Source organism: Allosphingosinicella vermicomposti (assembly GCF_003012815.1).
In the GTDB taxonomy this organism is placed as follows: domain Bacteria; phylum Pseudomonadota; class Alphaproteobacteria; order Sphingomonadales; family Sphingomonadaceae; genus Allosphingosinicella; species Allosphingosinicella vermicomposti.
Window position 1 is genome coordinate 1,080,899 of the sequence record NZ_PXYJ01000001.1, and the last position, 14,110, is coordinate 1,095,008.

The 14,110-nt window shown below is 62.2% G+C and carries 16 protein-coding genes and 1 tRNA gene; 8 read left to right on the forward strand and 9 right to left on the reverse strand.

The genetic code is table 11. The features are described from left to right. Window positions 1-141: 141 nt before the first annotated feature. Window positions 142-882, forward strand: a complete 741-nt coding sequence (locus tag C7I56_RS05320; protein WP_245409589.1) for a DUF72 domain-containing protein — start codon at window positions 142-144, stop codon at window positions 880-882. Between the two features lie 136 nt (window positions 883-1,018). On the opposite strand, the gene thiE is transcribed toward C7I56_RS05320, so the two are convergent. The 7 genes from thiE to tkt form a co-directional block, all read right to left on the reverse strand. Continuing rightward, entirely contained in the window at window positions 1,019-1,699 is a 681-nt protein-coding gene (gene thiE / locus C7I56_RS05325; protein ID WP_425352376.1) for a thiamine phosphate synthase, read from the reverse strand. Then, window positions 1,699-2,196 (reverse strand): hypothetical protein, encoded by a 498-nt coding sequence (locus C7I56_RS05330; RefSeq protein ID WP_158703002.1) that lies wholly within the window; start codon window positions 2,194-2,196, stop codon window positions 1,699-1,701. Before C7I56_RS05330 ends, thiE begins: the two co-directional genes overlap by 1 nt. Window positions 2,197-2,312: 116 nt before the next feature. Continuing rightward, on the reverse strand, window positions 2,313-3,209 hold the full coding sequence (locus C7I56_RS05335; protein ID WP_106639438.1) for a fructose bisphosphate aldolase: 897 nt from the start codon (window positions 3,207-3,209) through the stop codon (window positions 2,313-2,315). Between the two features lie 14 nt (window positions 3,210-3,223). Beyond that, window positions 3,224-3,664: a VOC family protein gene (locus C7I56_RS05340; RefSeq protein WP_106639439.1), complete on the reverse strand. Its 441-nt coding sequence runs from the start codon at window positions 3,662-3,664 to the stop codon at window positions 3,224-3,226. Beyond that, window positions 3,661-4,866, reverse strand: a complete 1,206-nt coding sequence (locus C7I56_RS05345) for a phosphoglycerate kinase (protein WP_106639440.1) — start codon at window positions 4,864-4,866, stop codon at window positions 3,661-3,663. Before C7I56_RS05345 ends, C7I56_RS05340 begins: the two co-directional genes overlap by 4 nt. A 106-nt stretch (window positions 4,867-4,972) precedes the next feature. Further along, window positions 4,973-5,980, reverse strand: coding sequence for a type I glyceraldehyde-3-phosphate dehydrogenase (gap, locus tag C7I56_RS05350; protein WP_106639441.1), 1,008 nt, complete (start codon window positions 5,978-5,980; stop codon window positions 4,973-4,975). Between the two features lie 84 nt (window positions 5,981-6,064). Next, the gene (gene tkt, locus C7I56_RS05355; protein ID WP_106639442.1) at window positions 6,065-8,047 is read right to left on the reverse strand and encodes a transketolase; all 1,983 of its coding nucleotides are present in this window, start codon (window positions 8,045-8,047) and stop codon (window positions 6,065-6,067) included. Window positions 8,048-8,200: 153 nt separating this feature from the next. Between tkt and C7I56_RS05360 the strand changes: the two genes are divergently transcribed. From C7I56_RS05360 to C7I56_RS05375, 4 genes are all read left to right on the forward strand, one after another. Beyond that, on the forward strand, window positions 8,201-8,404 hold the full coding sequence (locus C7I56_RS05360) for a hypothetical protein (RefSeq protein WP_106639443.1): 204 nt from the start codon (window positions 8,201-8,203) through the stop codon (window positions 8,402-8,404). A gap of 5 nt (window positions 8,405-8,409) precedes the next feature. Then, window positions 8,410-8,748, forward strand: coding sequence for a cell division protein ZapA (zapA, locus tag C7I56_RS05365; protein ID WP_106639444.1), 339 nt, complete (start codon window positions 8,410-8,412; stop codon window positions 8,746-8,748). 190 nt (window positions 8,749-8,938) lie between these two features. Then, the gene (locus C7I56_RS05370; RefSeq protein WP_158703003.1) at window positions 8,939-9,592 is read left to right on the forward strand and encodes a 5-formyltetrahydrofolate cyclo-ligase; all 654 of its coding nucleotides are present in this window, start codon (window positions 8,939-8,941) and stop codon (window positions 9,590-9,592) included. After that, window positions 9,589-9,807: a DUF2842 domain-containing protein gene (locus C7I56_RS05375; RefSeq protein ID WP_106639661.1), complete on the forward strand. Its 219-nt coding sequence runs from the start codon at window positions 9,589-9,591 to the stop codon at window positions 9,805-9,807. Before C7I56_RS05370 ends, C7I56_RS05375 begins: the two co-directional genes overlap by 4 nt. Window positions 9,808-9,954: 147 nt before the next feature. Here the strand turns inward: C7I56_RS05375 and C7I56_RS05380 are convergent. Then, window positions 9,955-10,031 (reverse strand) — tRNA-Asp (locus tag C7I56_RS05380). Window positions 10,032-10,097: 66 nt separating this feature from the next. Continuing rightward, complete coding sequence (locus tag C7I56_RS05385; RefSeq protein WP_106639446.1) at window positions 10,098-11,279, reverse strand: AI-2E family transporter; 1,182 nt, start codon at window positions 11,277-11,279, stop codon at window positions 10,098-10,100. Window positions 11,280-11,461: 182 nt separating this feature from the next. Here C7I56_RS05385 and C7I56_RS05390 point away from each other — a divergent pair, with 182 nt between their 5' ends. The 3 genes from C7I56_RS05390 to C7I56_RS05400 all read left to right on the forward strand — a co-directional run bounded on the left by C7I56_RS05390 (window position 11,462) and on the right by C7I56_RS05400 (window position 14,084). Beyond that, a complete protein-coding gene (locus tag C7I56_RS05390; RefSeq protein WP_106639662.1) occupies window positions 11,462-12,469 on the forward strand; it encodes a hypothetical protein in 1,008 nt (335 codons plus the stop codon). A gap of 11 nt (window positions 12,470-12,480) precedes the next feature. Beyond that, the gene (locus C7I56_RS05395) at window positions 12,481-12,939 is read left to right on the forward strand and encodes a DUF11 domain-containing protein (RefSeq protein ID WP_106639447.1); all 459 of its coding nucleotides are present in this window, start codon (window positions 12,481-12,483) and stop codon (window positions 12,937-12,939) included. Window positions 12,940-13,028: 89 nt separating this feature from the next. Next, complete coding sequence (locus tag C7I56_RS05400; RefSeq protein ID WP_106639448.1) at window positions 13,029-14,084, forward strand: hypothetical protein; 1,056 nt, start codon at window positions 13,029-13,031, stop codon at window positions 14,082-14,084. Window positions 14,085-14,110: the final 26 nt, after the last annotated feature.

A 14,110-nucleotide genomic window follows, 5' to 3' on the forward strand; every position in this document is an offset into this window, starting at 1 on the left:
CTGGTCCCCGCCCCCACCAAAGCGGCGGTCAGGATATTCGATCCGATAAGGGCGATCTTGCCCAAGGCAGGGCTCCTGTCGTTGTTCGGGCGAAACAACGCGCATATCGCAACTTCTTTCCCTGCCCTCCGTTCGCCGTTCATGGCGCGAGGCAAGATCCGCATCGGCTGTTCCGGCTGGAACTACAAACATTGGCGCGGCCTGTTCTACCCCGAGAAGATGGCGGCGAAGAACTGGTTCGCCTTTTACGCGCAGCATTTCGATACGGTGGAAATCAATAACAGCTTCTACCGCCTCCCCTCGTCCGAGACGTTTGAAAAGTGGCGGGATCAGGCCCCTGAAGGCTTTTGTTATGCCGTGAAAGCCAACCGCTTCCTCACCCAGGCCAAGAAGCTGACGGACGGCGCGGAAATGCTGGACTGGATGCTGCCGCCCATCCGCCATTTGCAGCCAAGGCTCGGCCCGATCCTTTTCCAGCTGCCGCCACGCTTCAAGATCAACCTCGAACGATTGGAGGAGTTCTTAAGCGCGCTTCCAAAAGACCTCATCCACGTCTTCGAATTTCGCGAGAAAAGCTGGATCACGGACGAGACGCTGGCGCTCCTCGACCGTCACGGCGCGTCCTTCTGCATCCATGACATGCCCGCCTCCACTACGCCGCGCTGGGCCTCCGGCAAAATCGCCTATGTCCGCTTCCACGGCGGCACCGGCAAATATTGGGGCCGCTATTCCGACGAAGCCCTGTCCGACTGGACCGACTGGATGGCCGATCAGGCCCGCCAGGGCCGCGACGTCTGGGCCTATTTCAACAACGACATCGACGCCCACGCCATCCACGACGCGCAGACACTGAAGGCGATGGTCCGGCAGGTGGTGCGCTAACTTAAAAATCAAAATCGTCACCCTGAACTTGTTTCAGGGTCCATCGACGAAGAGGCGTGTTGCCCACAGGATGGATGCTGAAACAAGTTCAGCATGACCACTTCGGGGTGTAGAGGCGGTCCGGGTGCCGATGGCGCTAGCGTTTCAGCACGTCCCGAAACGCCGCCACCGCCGCACCCGGCCCTTGCGGATGATTCCACACCGCTCCGCACACCGCGAGGAAATCCGCACCAGCTTCGACGAGTACGCGCCCATTGTCCGGCGTGATGCCCCCGATCGCGACGCAGGGTATTTCGAACAAAGTGCTCCACCAGCCCAGGATTGACGGTTCCGGCCGGTGCTGCGTGTCCTTCGTAATCGTCGGAAAGAATGCCCCGAAGGCGACATAGTCCGCTCCCGCTTCCCCCGCTTCCATGGCGAGGTGGCGGCTGTCGTGGCAGGTTACACCGATCTGCGCATTGGGTCCGAGCAGCGCCCGCGCCTCGCGCGGATCGCCGTCGCCCTGCCCCAAATGCACACCGTCCGCGCCAAGCCGCTTGGCGAGCCCCATATCGTCGTTGACGATGAAAGCCACCTCATGCTTCGCGCAGATGCGCTGCAGCGGCTCGGCGAGCTTGGCCGCCTCATGCTGATCGGCCCCTTTTACGCGGAACTGGAATGCCGCGACAGGCCCACCCTCCAAAGCCGCGCGCAGCCGATCCGGGAAATCCCCGCCCACGTCGAGCGGCGAAATCAGATAGAGTTGGCAGTCCGGCCGCCCCCGCGCCTCGAAGCGCTGGGCAAAACCGGGATCGAGGGTAAGATCGTCTTCGTCCATCATCCCGCCTTAGCGGCAGCCGGAGCCGGACGAAAGCGGTTCACGGCCTCCACGAATCCTGCCGGGTCGTCGAGGCGGTGCGCAATCGCACTTATCAACCGGCCTCTTTTGCTCCGTGTCGGTTCGACAAGGGAGATCAGCACATTGGGATAAGCAAGCAGCGAAAGGTTGAGGACGCCCTCCTCTTTCAAGGCCGTGCCCGGCCAGTTCGTGCGAATATCTGCCACGTTGGACGGCATCAGCCGGACTTCGGACAGATTGCCGAGCCGAAGAAGGACAGCGTCAGGTCCAGCCTCGACCGGGCGAAGCCGGAGCGACCGGATCAAATGCAGGATCCAGGCGATTGTCAGAAGGCTTAACCCCGAAAGGATCCAGGCGGCCTTCGCGCTCCAAAGCGAAACGAGCAGATGCACGGCGAACAATTCGATGCTCGCCAGCACCAGGAACACCCAGAGCATGGGTGCCTGGCTCCGATAATAAGAGAAGACGAGTGGCATGCCGCTCCTCCACATTCCCCTCCCTCTCCGCCCGTCACCCCGGCGAAAGCCGGGGTCTCAGGACAGAAAGACACCTCTTTCGTCACGAGATTCCGGCTTTCGCCGGAATGACGTGTTTAGGCGGCCTTTACGGTCGAAGCCTGATTGATTTCATCAATGGCCTCGCCCAGCGCCGCGTCGAAATCCGCATCGCTCATCTGGTGGCGCAGGTCCGACAGCAAAGCGCGGGAGAAGCTGGCGATCATGCCTTCATTCTTGGCAAGCTCGGCGCAGGCTTCGCTGCGGGAAAAGCCGCCGGAAAGCGCCACGACGCGCAGGACGCGGGGATGATCGACGAGCGGCTTGAAGAGGTTCGGCTCGGCGGGAATGGAGAGCTTCAGCATCACCTTGTCATCGCCCGGAAGGGCATCGAGGGCCTTGGTGATTTCTTCAAGCAGGATCGCGTCCGCTTCCGCCCGCTCCGCGCTCTTGATATTCACTTCCGGCTCGATGATCGGAACGAGGCCCGCCGCGAGCACCTGGCGCGCGACATCGAACTGCTGCGCCACCACAGCGGCAATGCCCTCGCGATTGGCGAGATTGATGACGGAGCGTTCCTTGGTGCCGAACACGCCAAGGCTCTTGGCCCGCGCAAGGAGCGTGTCGAGACCCGGCATCGGCTTCATCAATTGAACGCCGTTCGCCTCGTCTTCGAGACCCTTGTCGATCTTGATGAACGGCACGACGCCCTTGTCGATCAGCGCCTGAGGCGTCGCCTTACCGTTCACCTGCCCATCCATGGTCTTTTCAAAGAGGATCGCGCCAATCACCTTGTCGCCGGTGAAGGCGGGCGAGCTGATGATCCGGCTGCGCATCTGATGGATGAGGCCGAACATTTCATCGTCATTCGACCACGCGTCTTCCTCAATTCCATAACCCTTCAGCGCCTTGGGCGTCGATCCGCCGCTCTGGTCCAAAGCGGCGATGAAGCCTTTGCCGCTGGCGATCTTCGTCATCATGTCCTGATCCTGCATGGCTATCCTCTCGATTATGCGGCGTCTTGCGCGCCTTTGGATTCTGGAACCGGCGCCCATGGCGGTCCCTTGAGCTCAAGGCCGTTTCCTTCCGGATCGGCCAGATAGATGGATGGGCCGTCCCCTTCCGCGCCGTAGCGGGAGACGATTTCGCTTTCGATGCCGTGCGTCCTCAGTTCCTCGACAATGGCCGCGCCGTCCCAAGGGAGGACGCGAAAGCAGATGTGATCGACATTGCGGCCCTCCCGGCCCGGTGCCGCGCCTCCCATCGCTCCGATTTTTCCATCGACAGGTACGAGGTCGATGAGGGCCGTGCCGACGCGCAATTGATAGAGGCCGAGTGCCTCTTGCTTCTTTTCCCAGCGCGCGCCCAGAATGTCGATGTAGAACCGCACCATGGTGTCGAGATCGGTCACGCGCAATACGACGTGATCGATCGCCTGGATGGTGATCATTGTTGTTCCAAGGCTTTGACGCCCGGCAGCTCCTTGCCTTCCATCCATTCGAGGAAGGCGCCGCCCGCCGTCGAAACGAAGGTGAAATCGTCCGCCACGCCTGCATGGTTGAGGGCCGCCACAGTATCGCCGCCGCCCGCGACGGAAACAAGCGAACCGCTGACTGTCAGCGCCGCTGCCGTCCTGGCGAGCGCCACGGTGGCTTCGTCGAAGGGCGGGATTTCGAAGGCGCCCAAGGGGCCGTTCCACACCAAAGTGCGGCAGGTCTTGAGCGCATCGGCCAAGGCCTCGACGGCAGCCGGGCCGATGTCCAGGATCATCTCGTCCGCCGCGACTTCGTGGACGTTGACGGTGCGGAGCGAGGCCGGATTGGGCGCGAATTCCTTGGCGACAACCACGTCATACGGCAGGTGCACGGTGCAGCCCGCATGATCGGCGGTGTCGAGGATGCGGAGCGCGGTCTCCTTCAGATCATGTTCGCACAGCGACTTGCCGACATCGACCCCGCGCGCGGCGAGGAAGGTATTGGCCATGCCGCCGCCGATAATCAGGTGATCGACCTTGGTGACAAGGTTCTGTAGCACGTCCAATTTGGTCGAGACCTTGGCGCCGCCGACAACTGCCGCGACCGGGCGTTCGGGGTTGCCAAGGGCGGCTTCCAGCGCCCTCAATTCCTTTTCCATCGCGCGGCCCGCATAAGCGGAAAGCAGATGCGCCAGCCCCTCCGTCGACGCATGCGCGCGATGGGCTGCGGAGAAGGCGTCGTTCACATAGAAGTCGCCAAGCTCCGCCATCGCAGCGGCGAGCGCTGGGTCGTTCTTCTCCTCACCTGCATGAAAGCGCGTATTTTCGAGGATTGCGATGTCGCCCGGATTCATCGTGGCGATGGCGTCCTTGGCACCCTGCCCCTGGCAATCCTCCACGAACCGCACCGGCCTGCCAAGCACCTGCCCATAAGCCCGCGTCACGAGCGAAAGCGACATGTCAGGCCGCTGCACGCCCTTCGGACGCCCGAAATGCGCAAGCATGAGTACGATGGCGCCGCGGTCCGCCAATTCGGTGACGGTCGGGAGCGTGGCACGAATTCGGGTGTCGTCGGTGACCGAACCGTCTGCCATCGGCACATTGAGATCGACGCGAACAAGCGCGCGCTTGCCGCGGACGTCGCCCAGATCGTCGAGGGTTTTAAAAGCTGCCATCATCAATTCCCGTTCGTCCCGAGCGAAGTCGAGGGGCGTGCGTCATAAGGCCGTGCCAGCGCCCCTCGACTTCGCTCGGGACGAACGAAATGAGAGGCGCTGGACAGGATCAGATCAGCTTCGCGATCGCGCCGGCCGTGTCGACCATGCGGTTCGAGAAGCCCCATTCATTGTCGTACCAGGAAACGACGCGGACGAGTTTGCCTTCCAGCACGGCGGTTTCGAGGCTGTCGACTGTCGACGACGCCGGATTGTGGTTGAGGTCGATCGAAACCAGCGGCTCGTCGGTATAAGCGAGAACGCCTTTCAGCGGGCCACTTTCCGAAGCCGCCTTCAGCGCCCCGTTCACTTCCTCAAGCGTGGTGTCGCGCTTCGGCGTGAAGGTGAGGTCGACGAGGCTGACGTTCGGCGTAGGAACGCGGACGGCCGAACCATCGAGCTTACCCTTCAATTCGGGAAGCACCTCGCCTACGGCGCGGGCGGCGCCCGTCGTGGTCGGGATGATCGACATGCCGGCGGCGCGGGCGCGGCGCATATCGGGGTGGATCTGGTCGAGGATTTTCTGATCGTTCGTGTAAGCGTGGATCGTCGTCATCAGGCCGCGCTCGATACCGATCACGTCGTTCAGCACCTTGGCGACCGGCGCAAGGCAATTGGTCGTGCAGGACGCGTTGGAAACGATCCTGTGCTCCGCAGTCAGCTTGTCGTGATTGACGCCATAAACGACGGTCAGGTCCGCGCCCTTGGCCGGGGCCGAAATGAGCACGCGCTTGGCACCGGCTTGCAGATGCTTCTCGCCGCCCGCACGGTCGGTGAAGAAGCCGGTGCATTCGAGCGCGATGTCGATATTGTTTTCGGCATGCGGCAGGTTCGCCGGATCGCGTTCGGCGGTCACCTTGATGCGCTTGCCATCAATGACGATGTCGTTGCCGTCGGCCTTCACGTCGCCCGGATAGGGACCATGGACGCTGTCGCGCTTGAACAGCATCGCGTTCGACTTGGCGTCGGCGAGATCGTTGATCGCGACCAGTTCGAGGCCGCAATCGGGACGCTCCAGGATTGCCCGCGCCACAAGACGGCCAATCCGCCCAAAACCGTTGATTGCAACTCTGGTCATTCCCACTCTCCGTTTTTTGCCTCGCTAGTCCTGAGCTTGTCGAAGGACGGTTCCAGCTGGTTCCGGGCTTCGACAGGCTCAGCCCTAGCGGTTGTTTAGTTTTTCCAAAATCTGCGGCACGATGGCCTCGGCAGTGAAGCCGAAGCGCTCGAACAGGTCCTCCGCCGGGGCCGACGCGCCGAAGCGGTCGAGGCCGATGCGGAGGCCGCTCACCATCGTATAGCGTTCCCACCCGAGCGTCGTTCCAGCCTCGATCGACACGCGAAGGATCTCCTCCGGCTGCGCGTCAGGCAGAATGTCGGCGCGGTAAGCGGCGTCCTGCGCATCGAACAGTGTCCAGCAAGGCATGGACACGACATCGGCGCCGATACCTTGGCCTTCAAGTGCGTCGGCAACTGCCACGGCGGTTTCGACTTCGGAGCCCGTTGCCATAAGAATGACCTTGCGGGCGGCCTTTGCGGCGCGGAGGCGGTACGCGCCCTTCGCCGAGAGGTTTTCTCCTGCATTATCGCGCAATTGCGGGAGGTTTTGACGGCTGAGTGCGAGGAGCGAAGGACCGTTCTTGCGCTTCAAGGCAAGCTCCCAGCATTCGGCGGTTTCGACCGCATCGGCGGGCCGGAAGACATCGAGGTTCGGGATCATGCGCAGGCTCATGACATGCTCCACCGGCTGGTGGGTAGGGCCGTCCTCGCCAAGGCCGATGCTGTCATGCGTCATCACATAGACTGCACGCACTTCCTGCAACGCCGACAGGCGGATGGCCGGGCGGCAATAGTCCGCGAAGACGAGGAAGGTGCCCCCATAAGGGATGACGCCGCCATGCAGCGCCATGCCGTTCATCGCGGCGGCCATGCCGAATTCGCGGATACCGTAATAGATGTAGCGGCCGGAATAATCGTCCGCCGTCAAAGGCTTCTGCGCCTTTGTTTTGGTATTGTTGGAACCGGTCAGGTCTGCCGATCCACCGATCGTTTCCGGCAGCAGATCGTTGATCGCGCCCAGCGCCAGTTCCGAAGCCTTGCGGCTCGCCACCTTCTGCGGATTGGCGATCAGACCCGCGACATGATCGCGGAGTGATAAGCCTTCGGGCAGGCGCCCTTCCATGCGGCGCACGAACTCGACGCGCTCCGGATGGGCGGCGAGGCGGACGCGCCAATCCTCATGCACCTTCTGGCTGCGGCGGCCTGCTTCACGCCAGGCATCGATGATCGGCTGGGGAAGATCGAACGGCTCGCTGTCCCAGACGAGCTGCAGGCGGGCGGCAGCGACTTCGTCCTTGCCCAGCGCCGCGCCGTGCGTCGCGGACGTGCCCTGCTTGTTCGGTGCGCCATAGCCGATAATCGTCCGGCAGGCGACGAGCGAGGGGCGCGGATCGGCCTTGGCTTCGGCAAGCGCCTTGCGGATGCTGTCATAGTCATGACCTTCGCAGGCAACCGTGTGCCAGCCGCTCGCGGCATAGCGGGCGAGAATGTCTTCGGAAGTCGAAAGATCGGTCGCGCCGTCGATGGTGATGCGATTGTCGTCCCACAGGACGTTGAGGCGGCCGAGCTTCAGATGTCCGGCAAGGCCCACGGCTTCGTGATTGATGCCTTCCATCAGGCAGCCGTCGCCGGCGATTACCCAGGTATGGTGGTCGACGAGATCGTCGCCGAATACCGCGTTCAAATGCCGTTCGGCCACCGCCATACCGACCGCCATTGCGAAACCCTGGCCAAGCGGGCCGGTCGTCGCCTCGACGCCATCGAGCAGGAAGTTTTCCGGATGCCCGGCGCAGGGGCTGCCGAGCTTCCGGAAGTTGCGGATATCCTCCATCGTCGGCCGTTCGTAGCCGGTGAGATGGAGAAGCGCGTAGATCAGCATCGATCCATGGCCCGCCGACAGCACGAAGCGGTCACGGTCGTGCCACTTGGGATCGGCCGGATCATATTTCAGATATTCGGTGAACAGCACCGTCGCGACGTCCGCCATACCCATCGGCATACCGGGATGGCCCGAATTGGCGGCCTCCACCGCGTCCATGGAAAGTGCGCGGATGGCATTGGCCAGCAATTTCGGTTCGGCGGACATTCGGCTTCCTTGGGCTTGGCCCGGCTGAGCAATGGGAGACTCGTTACGCGCGTTTCCGGCTCCTTTAAGGGCGGGGGCGCGGGCGTCAACCTTGGCCCCGCTTTCGCGGGAGCAGCCCTTGCAGCCGCGCCATCTCATGCTATCTCGGCTACCATGCAGGATGAACGGACTTCCGTCGCACTCGCGAGGATCGAAAACGCATTGAGCCGGATCGAAACGGCCTCGACGCGGCTGCCCGCGTCCGAATTCGATAATGAGGAGCTCGCCCGTCTCCGCACCGCACACCAGACCTTGCGGGGACGCGTCGAGCAGGCGGTGAGCCAGATCGACCGGCTGCTTGCCGGACAGGAGGCCTGAAAACCATGGCAAGCGTCGAAATCCAGATCGCCTCCCGCAAATATCACATCGCCTGCCGCGACGGTCAGGAAGAACATTTCCGCATGGTTGGCGCGCTTGTCGACCAGAAGGCTCAGGAAGCCGCCGCCGCACTCGGCACCCTGCCCGAGGCACGGCAATTGCTGTTCGCCGCGCTGCTTCTTGCCGACGAAATCAAGGAGCTTCGCGCAGGCAAAATGCCGCCCGCCCCGCCGCCACCTGGCCGCGTCGAACCCGACCCAGCCATCGCCAATGCGCTCGAGCAACTTGCCGAACGGATGGAAAGCCTTGCGGCAAGGCTTGAGGAAGAGCGCGCGAGCGCCTAGATTGAGATCGACGGGTACTGCCCGGTACGAGCTTTTGAGAACATCCCTGAGGCGATAAAGACATCCTCGGGGGCTGTCCCTGCCCGGGCCCTGGCCCGACGTATATGGCCCCCACCTGACGTTGAGGCGTCAGAGGATATTCCAGCAAACGGCCATGGCGGTCCCGTCACACCCCCCTTCCAAGGCGCAGATGCGCGAAGAGGCCCTGAAACGGCGCCGCGATTATGCACGCTCGCTCGGGGCCGAGATGCGCAACCGGCTGGAAGCGCAATTGGCCGAGCATCTTACCGATTTCCTCACCACACGCACCGTCAGGGCTGAACCTGTCGAAGCCCGGTCAAGCAGGCTGGAACGCCCTTCGACAAGCTCAGGGCTAGCGGGGATGGGGATTGAGAATGAATTCAATAGTGCCGAGGTCATTGCGGGCTACCATCCAATGCGGGACGAAATCAGCCCACTACCCTTGCTTGAAGCGCTACGGGATCATGGCCGCATCACTGCCCTTCCCTGGTTCGAAGACCGGGATGCCCGCATGATCTTCCGCGAAAATCCCGCGACGGAGGTCGGGCCTTGGGGCGTGCTCCAGCCGAGCGCGGACGCCCCGGTCGCGCTGCCGAACCTCGTCTTCGTCCCGCTCGTCCTCATCGACCGCAGGGGCACGCGCATCGGCCACGGCAAGGGCCATTATGACCGCGCCCTCTCCCATTTGCGGCAAAGCGGGCCAGTCCGCACGATCGGAATATGCTGGGATATTCAGCTCAGCGATGCATTGATTCCGGCTGACCCGTGGGACATTCCGCTGGACGCTATCGCAACCCCCACACAATGGATCATGACGCAATGAACCCTTCCTGGCGCAAACCCGCGGGCATCTTCATGATCCTGGCCCTGATCGCAGTGTGGGCGGTGATCGTCGCGAGCGTCGCCGATTTGCTCGACGGCATGCCGGATGTCGTTCACATCATTTATTATCTGGTTGCGGGAATTATCTGGATCCTGCCCCTGAAGCCGCTTTTGCTTTGGTCGGAAACAGGGCGCTGGCGGCTGCCGAAAGAGTAGCCCTATTTCCCGCTAGGGCTGAGCCTGTCGAAGCCCGCTCCAGCGCGCGCGAACGTCCTTCGACACGCTCAGGACTAACGGTGGAAGGAGTGTAGAAAACATCCAAACGCGATGCGCGCCATTTCCCGATCTAAAATCCAAGGAAAATGGCGCGAGTGACGGGGCTCGAACCCGCGACCTCCGGCGTGACAGGCCGGCGCTCTAACCAACTGAGCTACACCCGCGTGGTGTGGTGGAGGGCGCACTAAGCGGCGCACTCCGGACTGTCAACAACCCAAAAGCGCCCTTTTTCAACTTTGCTGTGGATTATCTTCCGCGTGGTGCCCCGTCAGCGTCCCTTCCTCGAAGAGGAAACCGGCAATATCGGGCTTCCCCGCCGCATCCAGCACCGTCTTCATGATGATGAGCAAAGGCACGGCCAGCAACGCGCCGGTCGTCCCCCACACCCACGCCCAGAAGCTTAAGGCGATCAGGATGAGCAGCGGATTGATCGTCAGCCGCCGCCCCACCACCGAAGGCGTGATAACGTTCGCCTCGATCAGATGGATGACGGCAAAGCTCAGCGCTGGAAGCAGCGCATACCAAGGATCGGCAAAGGTCATCAGGCCGCCCAGGGCAAGCAGCGCGGCCGATGCGATCGGGCCAAGATAGGGAATGTAGTTCAGCACCGCGATGATACCGCCCCACATCAGCGGCGTCGGCATGTCGAGCAGATAAAGAACGAGTGCGACGACCAGGCCCATGGCGATATTCACCACGGTGATGGTGCCCAAGTAGGTGGAGGTAGAATCCACGACCTGCTGGATGGCGCGGGCCGTGGTCATCGCGCCGTCAAAACTCGTCCGCGTGGTAATCGTCCGCTTCCGCATGCGCGTCCATCCGCGCAGGAAGAAGAAGATGACAAGGATCGCAAAGAACATCTGAATAATCGCGAACGGCGCCGATGTGGCGATCAGATCGAGCAGCGAGTTCGGCGTTTCCACGGTCACCGTCGGGGGCGCGGCAGGCGCTTCGCGGCCGAATTCCTTCACGACATCGTCGATGAACCGCTCCAGGCTCTGATAGACTTCGAGCAATGGGGCCAGCGTCTGCTGGATACGGCCGATCCTTTCGGGCAGCAATCGCACCCACTCGGTCGCCGGAAGAACGATGGCCGCAACCACGATATTGGCAACAGCGATCAGCAGCAGGATGCAGGTGAAGGCCGCCAGCGCTGACGGCAGGCGATGCCGCTCCAGCCACTCGAGGATCGGCACAAGCGCAATCGCGATGACCAGCGCCGCGGTGACCGGCAGGAAAAATTCCGCTCCCGCTCGCAGCGCAAAGGGAAAAGCAATGGCAAGGCCGATGCCCGCGATCAGCGTTAGCGCGGCCAACAAGCGGTCCCGCGCATGTGCCGTTTCCGGCGCCTCTTGAGGCCCGGTGGTTCGCGATTCGCAATCGTCCCGCTCCGGGACATATCTTTCGGTCATGGCCAACCTATATCTTTCGTTATCCCATTCAAAAACATTGGTTAGTGCTCAGTGTCTCTTTGTTGGACATTAACCACATAAATTAGTTTTCGGGGGCGATTTCGTTTGATCTTAACCATGTTTTTCCTACAGAGCGGACCTACAACATCAACAACGGCTCGTGGGGGGCCAATCTGATGCACATGACAAACGACCGGGCGGCAATTTCGTCGCGCCCAGCCTTGAAGCATATCCTGGCCGCGGGCACCATCATTGCCAGCCTGTTTGCCGCGTCGCCTGTCTTTGCCCAGGGCACAGTCGCCGGCACGCTGATCGATAACAAGGCAACGGCGTCTTACGATACGCCGCAGGGTGAAACGACGATTGAATCAAACACCGTTTCCCTGCGCGTCGATGAACTGCTGAACGTCACGGTCGCATCGGCGGATTCCGGCGATGTTTCGGCAACGCCTGCCGTCACGAACCGCGTGCTTCGCTACACGGTCACCAATTCGGGCAATGGTAGCGAGGCGTTCAGCCTGGCGGCGGACGGTAATGTCGGCGGCGACGATTTCAACCCGACGATCACCTCGATCGTGCTCGATACGAATGACAACGGCGTTTATGACGCGGGTGTGGACACGGTCTATGTGCCGGGTTCGAACGATCCGGTGCTGGCGCCCGACGCGACCATTCGCGTCTTCGTTCTCGCGACCATTCCGGGCAGCGCAACCGATGGACAGCGCGGCATTGTCGACCTGACGGCGACCACCCTCACCGGATCCGGAACGCCGGGCACGACCTTTGCAGGCCAAGGCCAGGGCGGCGGCAATGCCGTTGTCGGGGCGACCACCGCGACGGCAACCGACGACGGCCGCTTCGTGATCAGCCAGGCGACCGCGGCTCTCGTCAAGTCGGCGAGTGTGATCGATCCGTTCGGCGGCGCGACCCAGGTGCCCGGATCGATCATCACCTACAGCATTGCTGCGACGGTCAGCGGCTCGGGCAGCCTGACCAACTTGCGCGTCGGCGACGTCATTCCGGACGGCACGACCTATCAGACCAACAGCATCACGCTCGACGGCGTAGCACTTACCGATGCGGCCGATGCCGATGCGGGCCGCTTCTCGGCCGGCGCCATCGCCGTTTCGCTCGGCAACGTCAGTGCTGGAACGACCCGCACGGTGGCGTTCCGCGTGACGATCGATTGAGGATTTCCGACATGAAATATGCATTAGCTCTTTTGGCCGCGCTCCTGCCGGCCAGCGCCTTCGCGAACAATGTGCAGCTGGAAAGCCAGGTCTTTGTCGAACGCATCGTGACAGGACCGGACGGCAAGGAACAGACAGCGCTTCAGGAACCGAAGGTCGTGACGCCGGGCGAAAAGCTCGTCTTTGAATTGAACTACAAGAATACCGGTTCGAAGCCTGCGGACGATTTCGTCGTCACCAATCCAATGCCGGCCGCCGTCTCCTATGCGGGCGGCGAAAGCGACGGTTCTGTCGTGTCCGTTGACGGGGGAAAGACTTGGGGCCCTCTCGCCAGCCTGAAAGTCGCCGGGACGGACGGCGTCGAGCGGGCGGCGCAGGCAAGCGATGTAACCCATGTCCGCTGGACGTTCGCGCAGGCCATTCCGGCTGGGGCGCAGGGCAAACTGACCTTCCGTGGTACGGTCAAATGACCGCGTACCGATTGAATATCTGAAGTCCCGCTCTGGCGCCTGCGGGTGGGGAATGGCGCCGCTCAACGATAACAGAGAACGGGAAGATTATGATTTTCAAGACGAAGCTTCTGACCGCGGCCAGCTTCATCGGCGGCCTCGCGATCGCTGCTACGCCTGCTTATGCCGAAGGCACGAGCGCGGGCGCGCAGGTTACCAACACGGTGACCCTCAACTACAAAGTGGACACCGTGCAGCAAAATGCGGTGACCGCGACGAACACGTTCACCGTCGACCGCAAAGTCAATCTCACGGTTACCGAAGAAGGCACGACGACGACGAGCGTGGCACCCGGCGTGACCAATGCTGTCACGACCTTTACCGTCACCAACAATTCGAACGCGCCGCTCGATTTCGCACTCGCCGCCTCGCAGCTTGCGGGCGGCACGGCTGCGCATGGCGGCACAGATAATTTCGATGTGACCAACGTTCGCATTTTCGCCGATACGAACAATAACGGTACGTTCGACAGCGGTACGGATCAGGTTATCACTTACCTCGACGAAATCGCTGCCGACGCCAGCCGGCGCATATTCGTCGTGGCGGACGTTCCGAATACCCGCGTGAATGGCGACGTTGCCGGTGTGCGCCTGACCGCCACGGCCCGTGAGGCCGGCGCCGCGAACACGCAGGGTGCCGCCATCACGCAAACCACGGGTGCGAATACGAACGGCGTCGACACCGTGTTCGCCGACACCAACGCCAATGGCAACACCGCGCGCGACGGCGCCCATTTCGCGGGCGACGATTACACCGTCAGCGCCGCCACGCTGACCGTGACCAAGGCGAGCCGTGTGATCAGCGATCCGGTCAACAATACGACCAATCCAAAGATGATCCCGGGCGCGATCGTCGAATATTGCATCGTTGTCGCCAACGGCGCAGGCGCCGCGACCGCCACCGATATTGCCATCAGCGATATTCTGCCCGCTCAGACCGCCTATCAAACCTCTTATGGCATCAAGACCAACGGCACGATGACTGGCTCGACGTGCAACGAAGGCGCTGGCAGCGGCACGTTCGCGAATGGAACGGTCAGTGGAACGATCGCCAACGTAGCGGCGGGCGAGGCACGCAACCTCCTCTTCCGTGTCACGGTGAACTGAGCCTGTTGGGGCGGGAGCGGTTCGCC

Coding starts and splice junctions, on each gene's coding strand:
- C7I56_RS05320 (WP_245409589.1), top strand. CDS start 142: ATGGCGCGAGGCAAGATCCGCATCGGCTGTTCCGGCTGGAACTACAAA.
- thiE (WP_425352376.1), bottom strand. CDS start 1,699: ATGGACGAAGACGATCTTACCCTCGATCCCGGTTTTGCCCAGCGCTTC.
- C7I56_RS05330 (WP_158703002.1), bottom strand. CDS start 2,196: ATGCCACTCGTCTTCTCTTATTATCGGAGCCAGGCACCCATGCTCTGG.
- C7I56_RS05335 (WP_106639438.1), bottom strand. CDS start 3,209: ATGCAGGATCAGGACATGATGACGAAGATCGCCAGCGGCAAAGGCTTC.
- C7I56_RS05340 (WP_106639439.1), bottom strand. CDS start 3,664: ATGATCACCATCCAGGCGATCGATCACGTCGTATTGCGCGTGACCGAT.
- C7I56_RS05345 (WP_106639440.1), bottom strand. CDS start 4,866: ATGATGGCAGCTTTTAAAACCCTCGACGATCTGGGCGACGTCCGCGGC.
- gap (WP_106639441.1), bottom strand. CDS start 5,980: ATGACCAGAGTTGCAATCAACGGTTTTGGGCGGATTGGCCGTCTTGTG.
- tkt (WP_106639442.1), bottom strand. CDS start 8,047: ATGTCCGCCGAACCGAAATTGCTGGCCAATGCCATCCGCGCACTTTCC.
- C7I56_RS05360 (WP_106639443.1), top strand. CDS start 8,201: ATGCAGGATGAACGGACTTCCGTCGCACTCGCGAGGATCGAAAACGCA.
- zapA (WP_106639444.1), top strand. CDS start 8,410: ATGGCAAGCGTCGAAATCCAGATCGCCTCCCGCAAATATCACATCGCC.
- C7I56_RS05370 (WP_158703003.1), top strand. CDS start 8,939: ATGCGCGAAGAGGCCCTGAAACGGCGCCGCGATTATGCACGCTCGCTC.
- C7I56_RS05375 (WP_106639661.1), top strand. CDS start 9,589: ATGAACCCTTCCTGGCGCAAACCCGCGGGCATCTTCATGATCCTGGCC.
- C7I56_RS05385 (WP_106639446.1), bottom strand. CDS start 11,279: ATGACCGAAAGATATGTCCCGGAGCGGGACGATTGCGAATCGCGAACC.
- C7I56_RS05390 (WP_106639662.1), top strand. CDS start 11,462: ATGACAAACGACCGGGCGGCAATTTCGTCGCGCCCAGCCTTGAAGCAT.
- C7I56_RS05395 (WP_106639447.1), top strand. CDS start 12,481: ATGAAATATGCATTAGCTCTTTTGGCCGCGCTCCTGCCGGCCAGCGCC.
- C7I56_RS05400 (WP_106639448.1), top strand. CDS start 13,029: ATGATTTTCAAGACGAAGCTTCTGACCGCGGCCAGCTTCATCGGCGGC.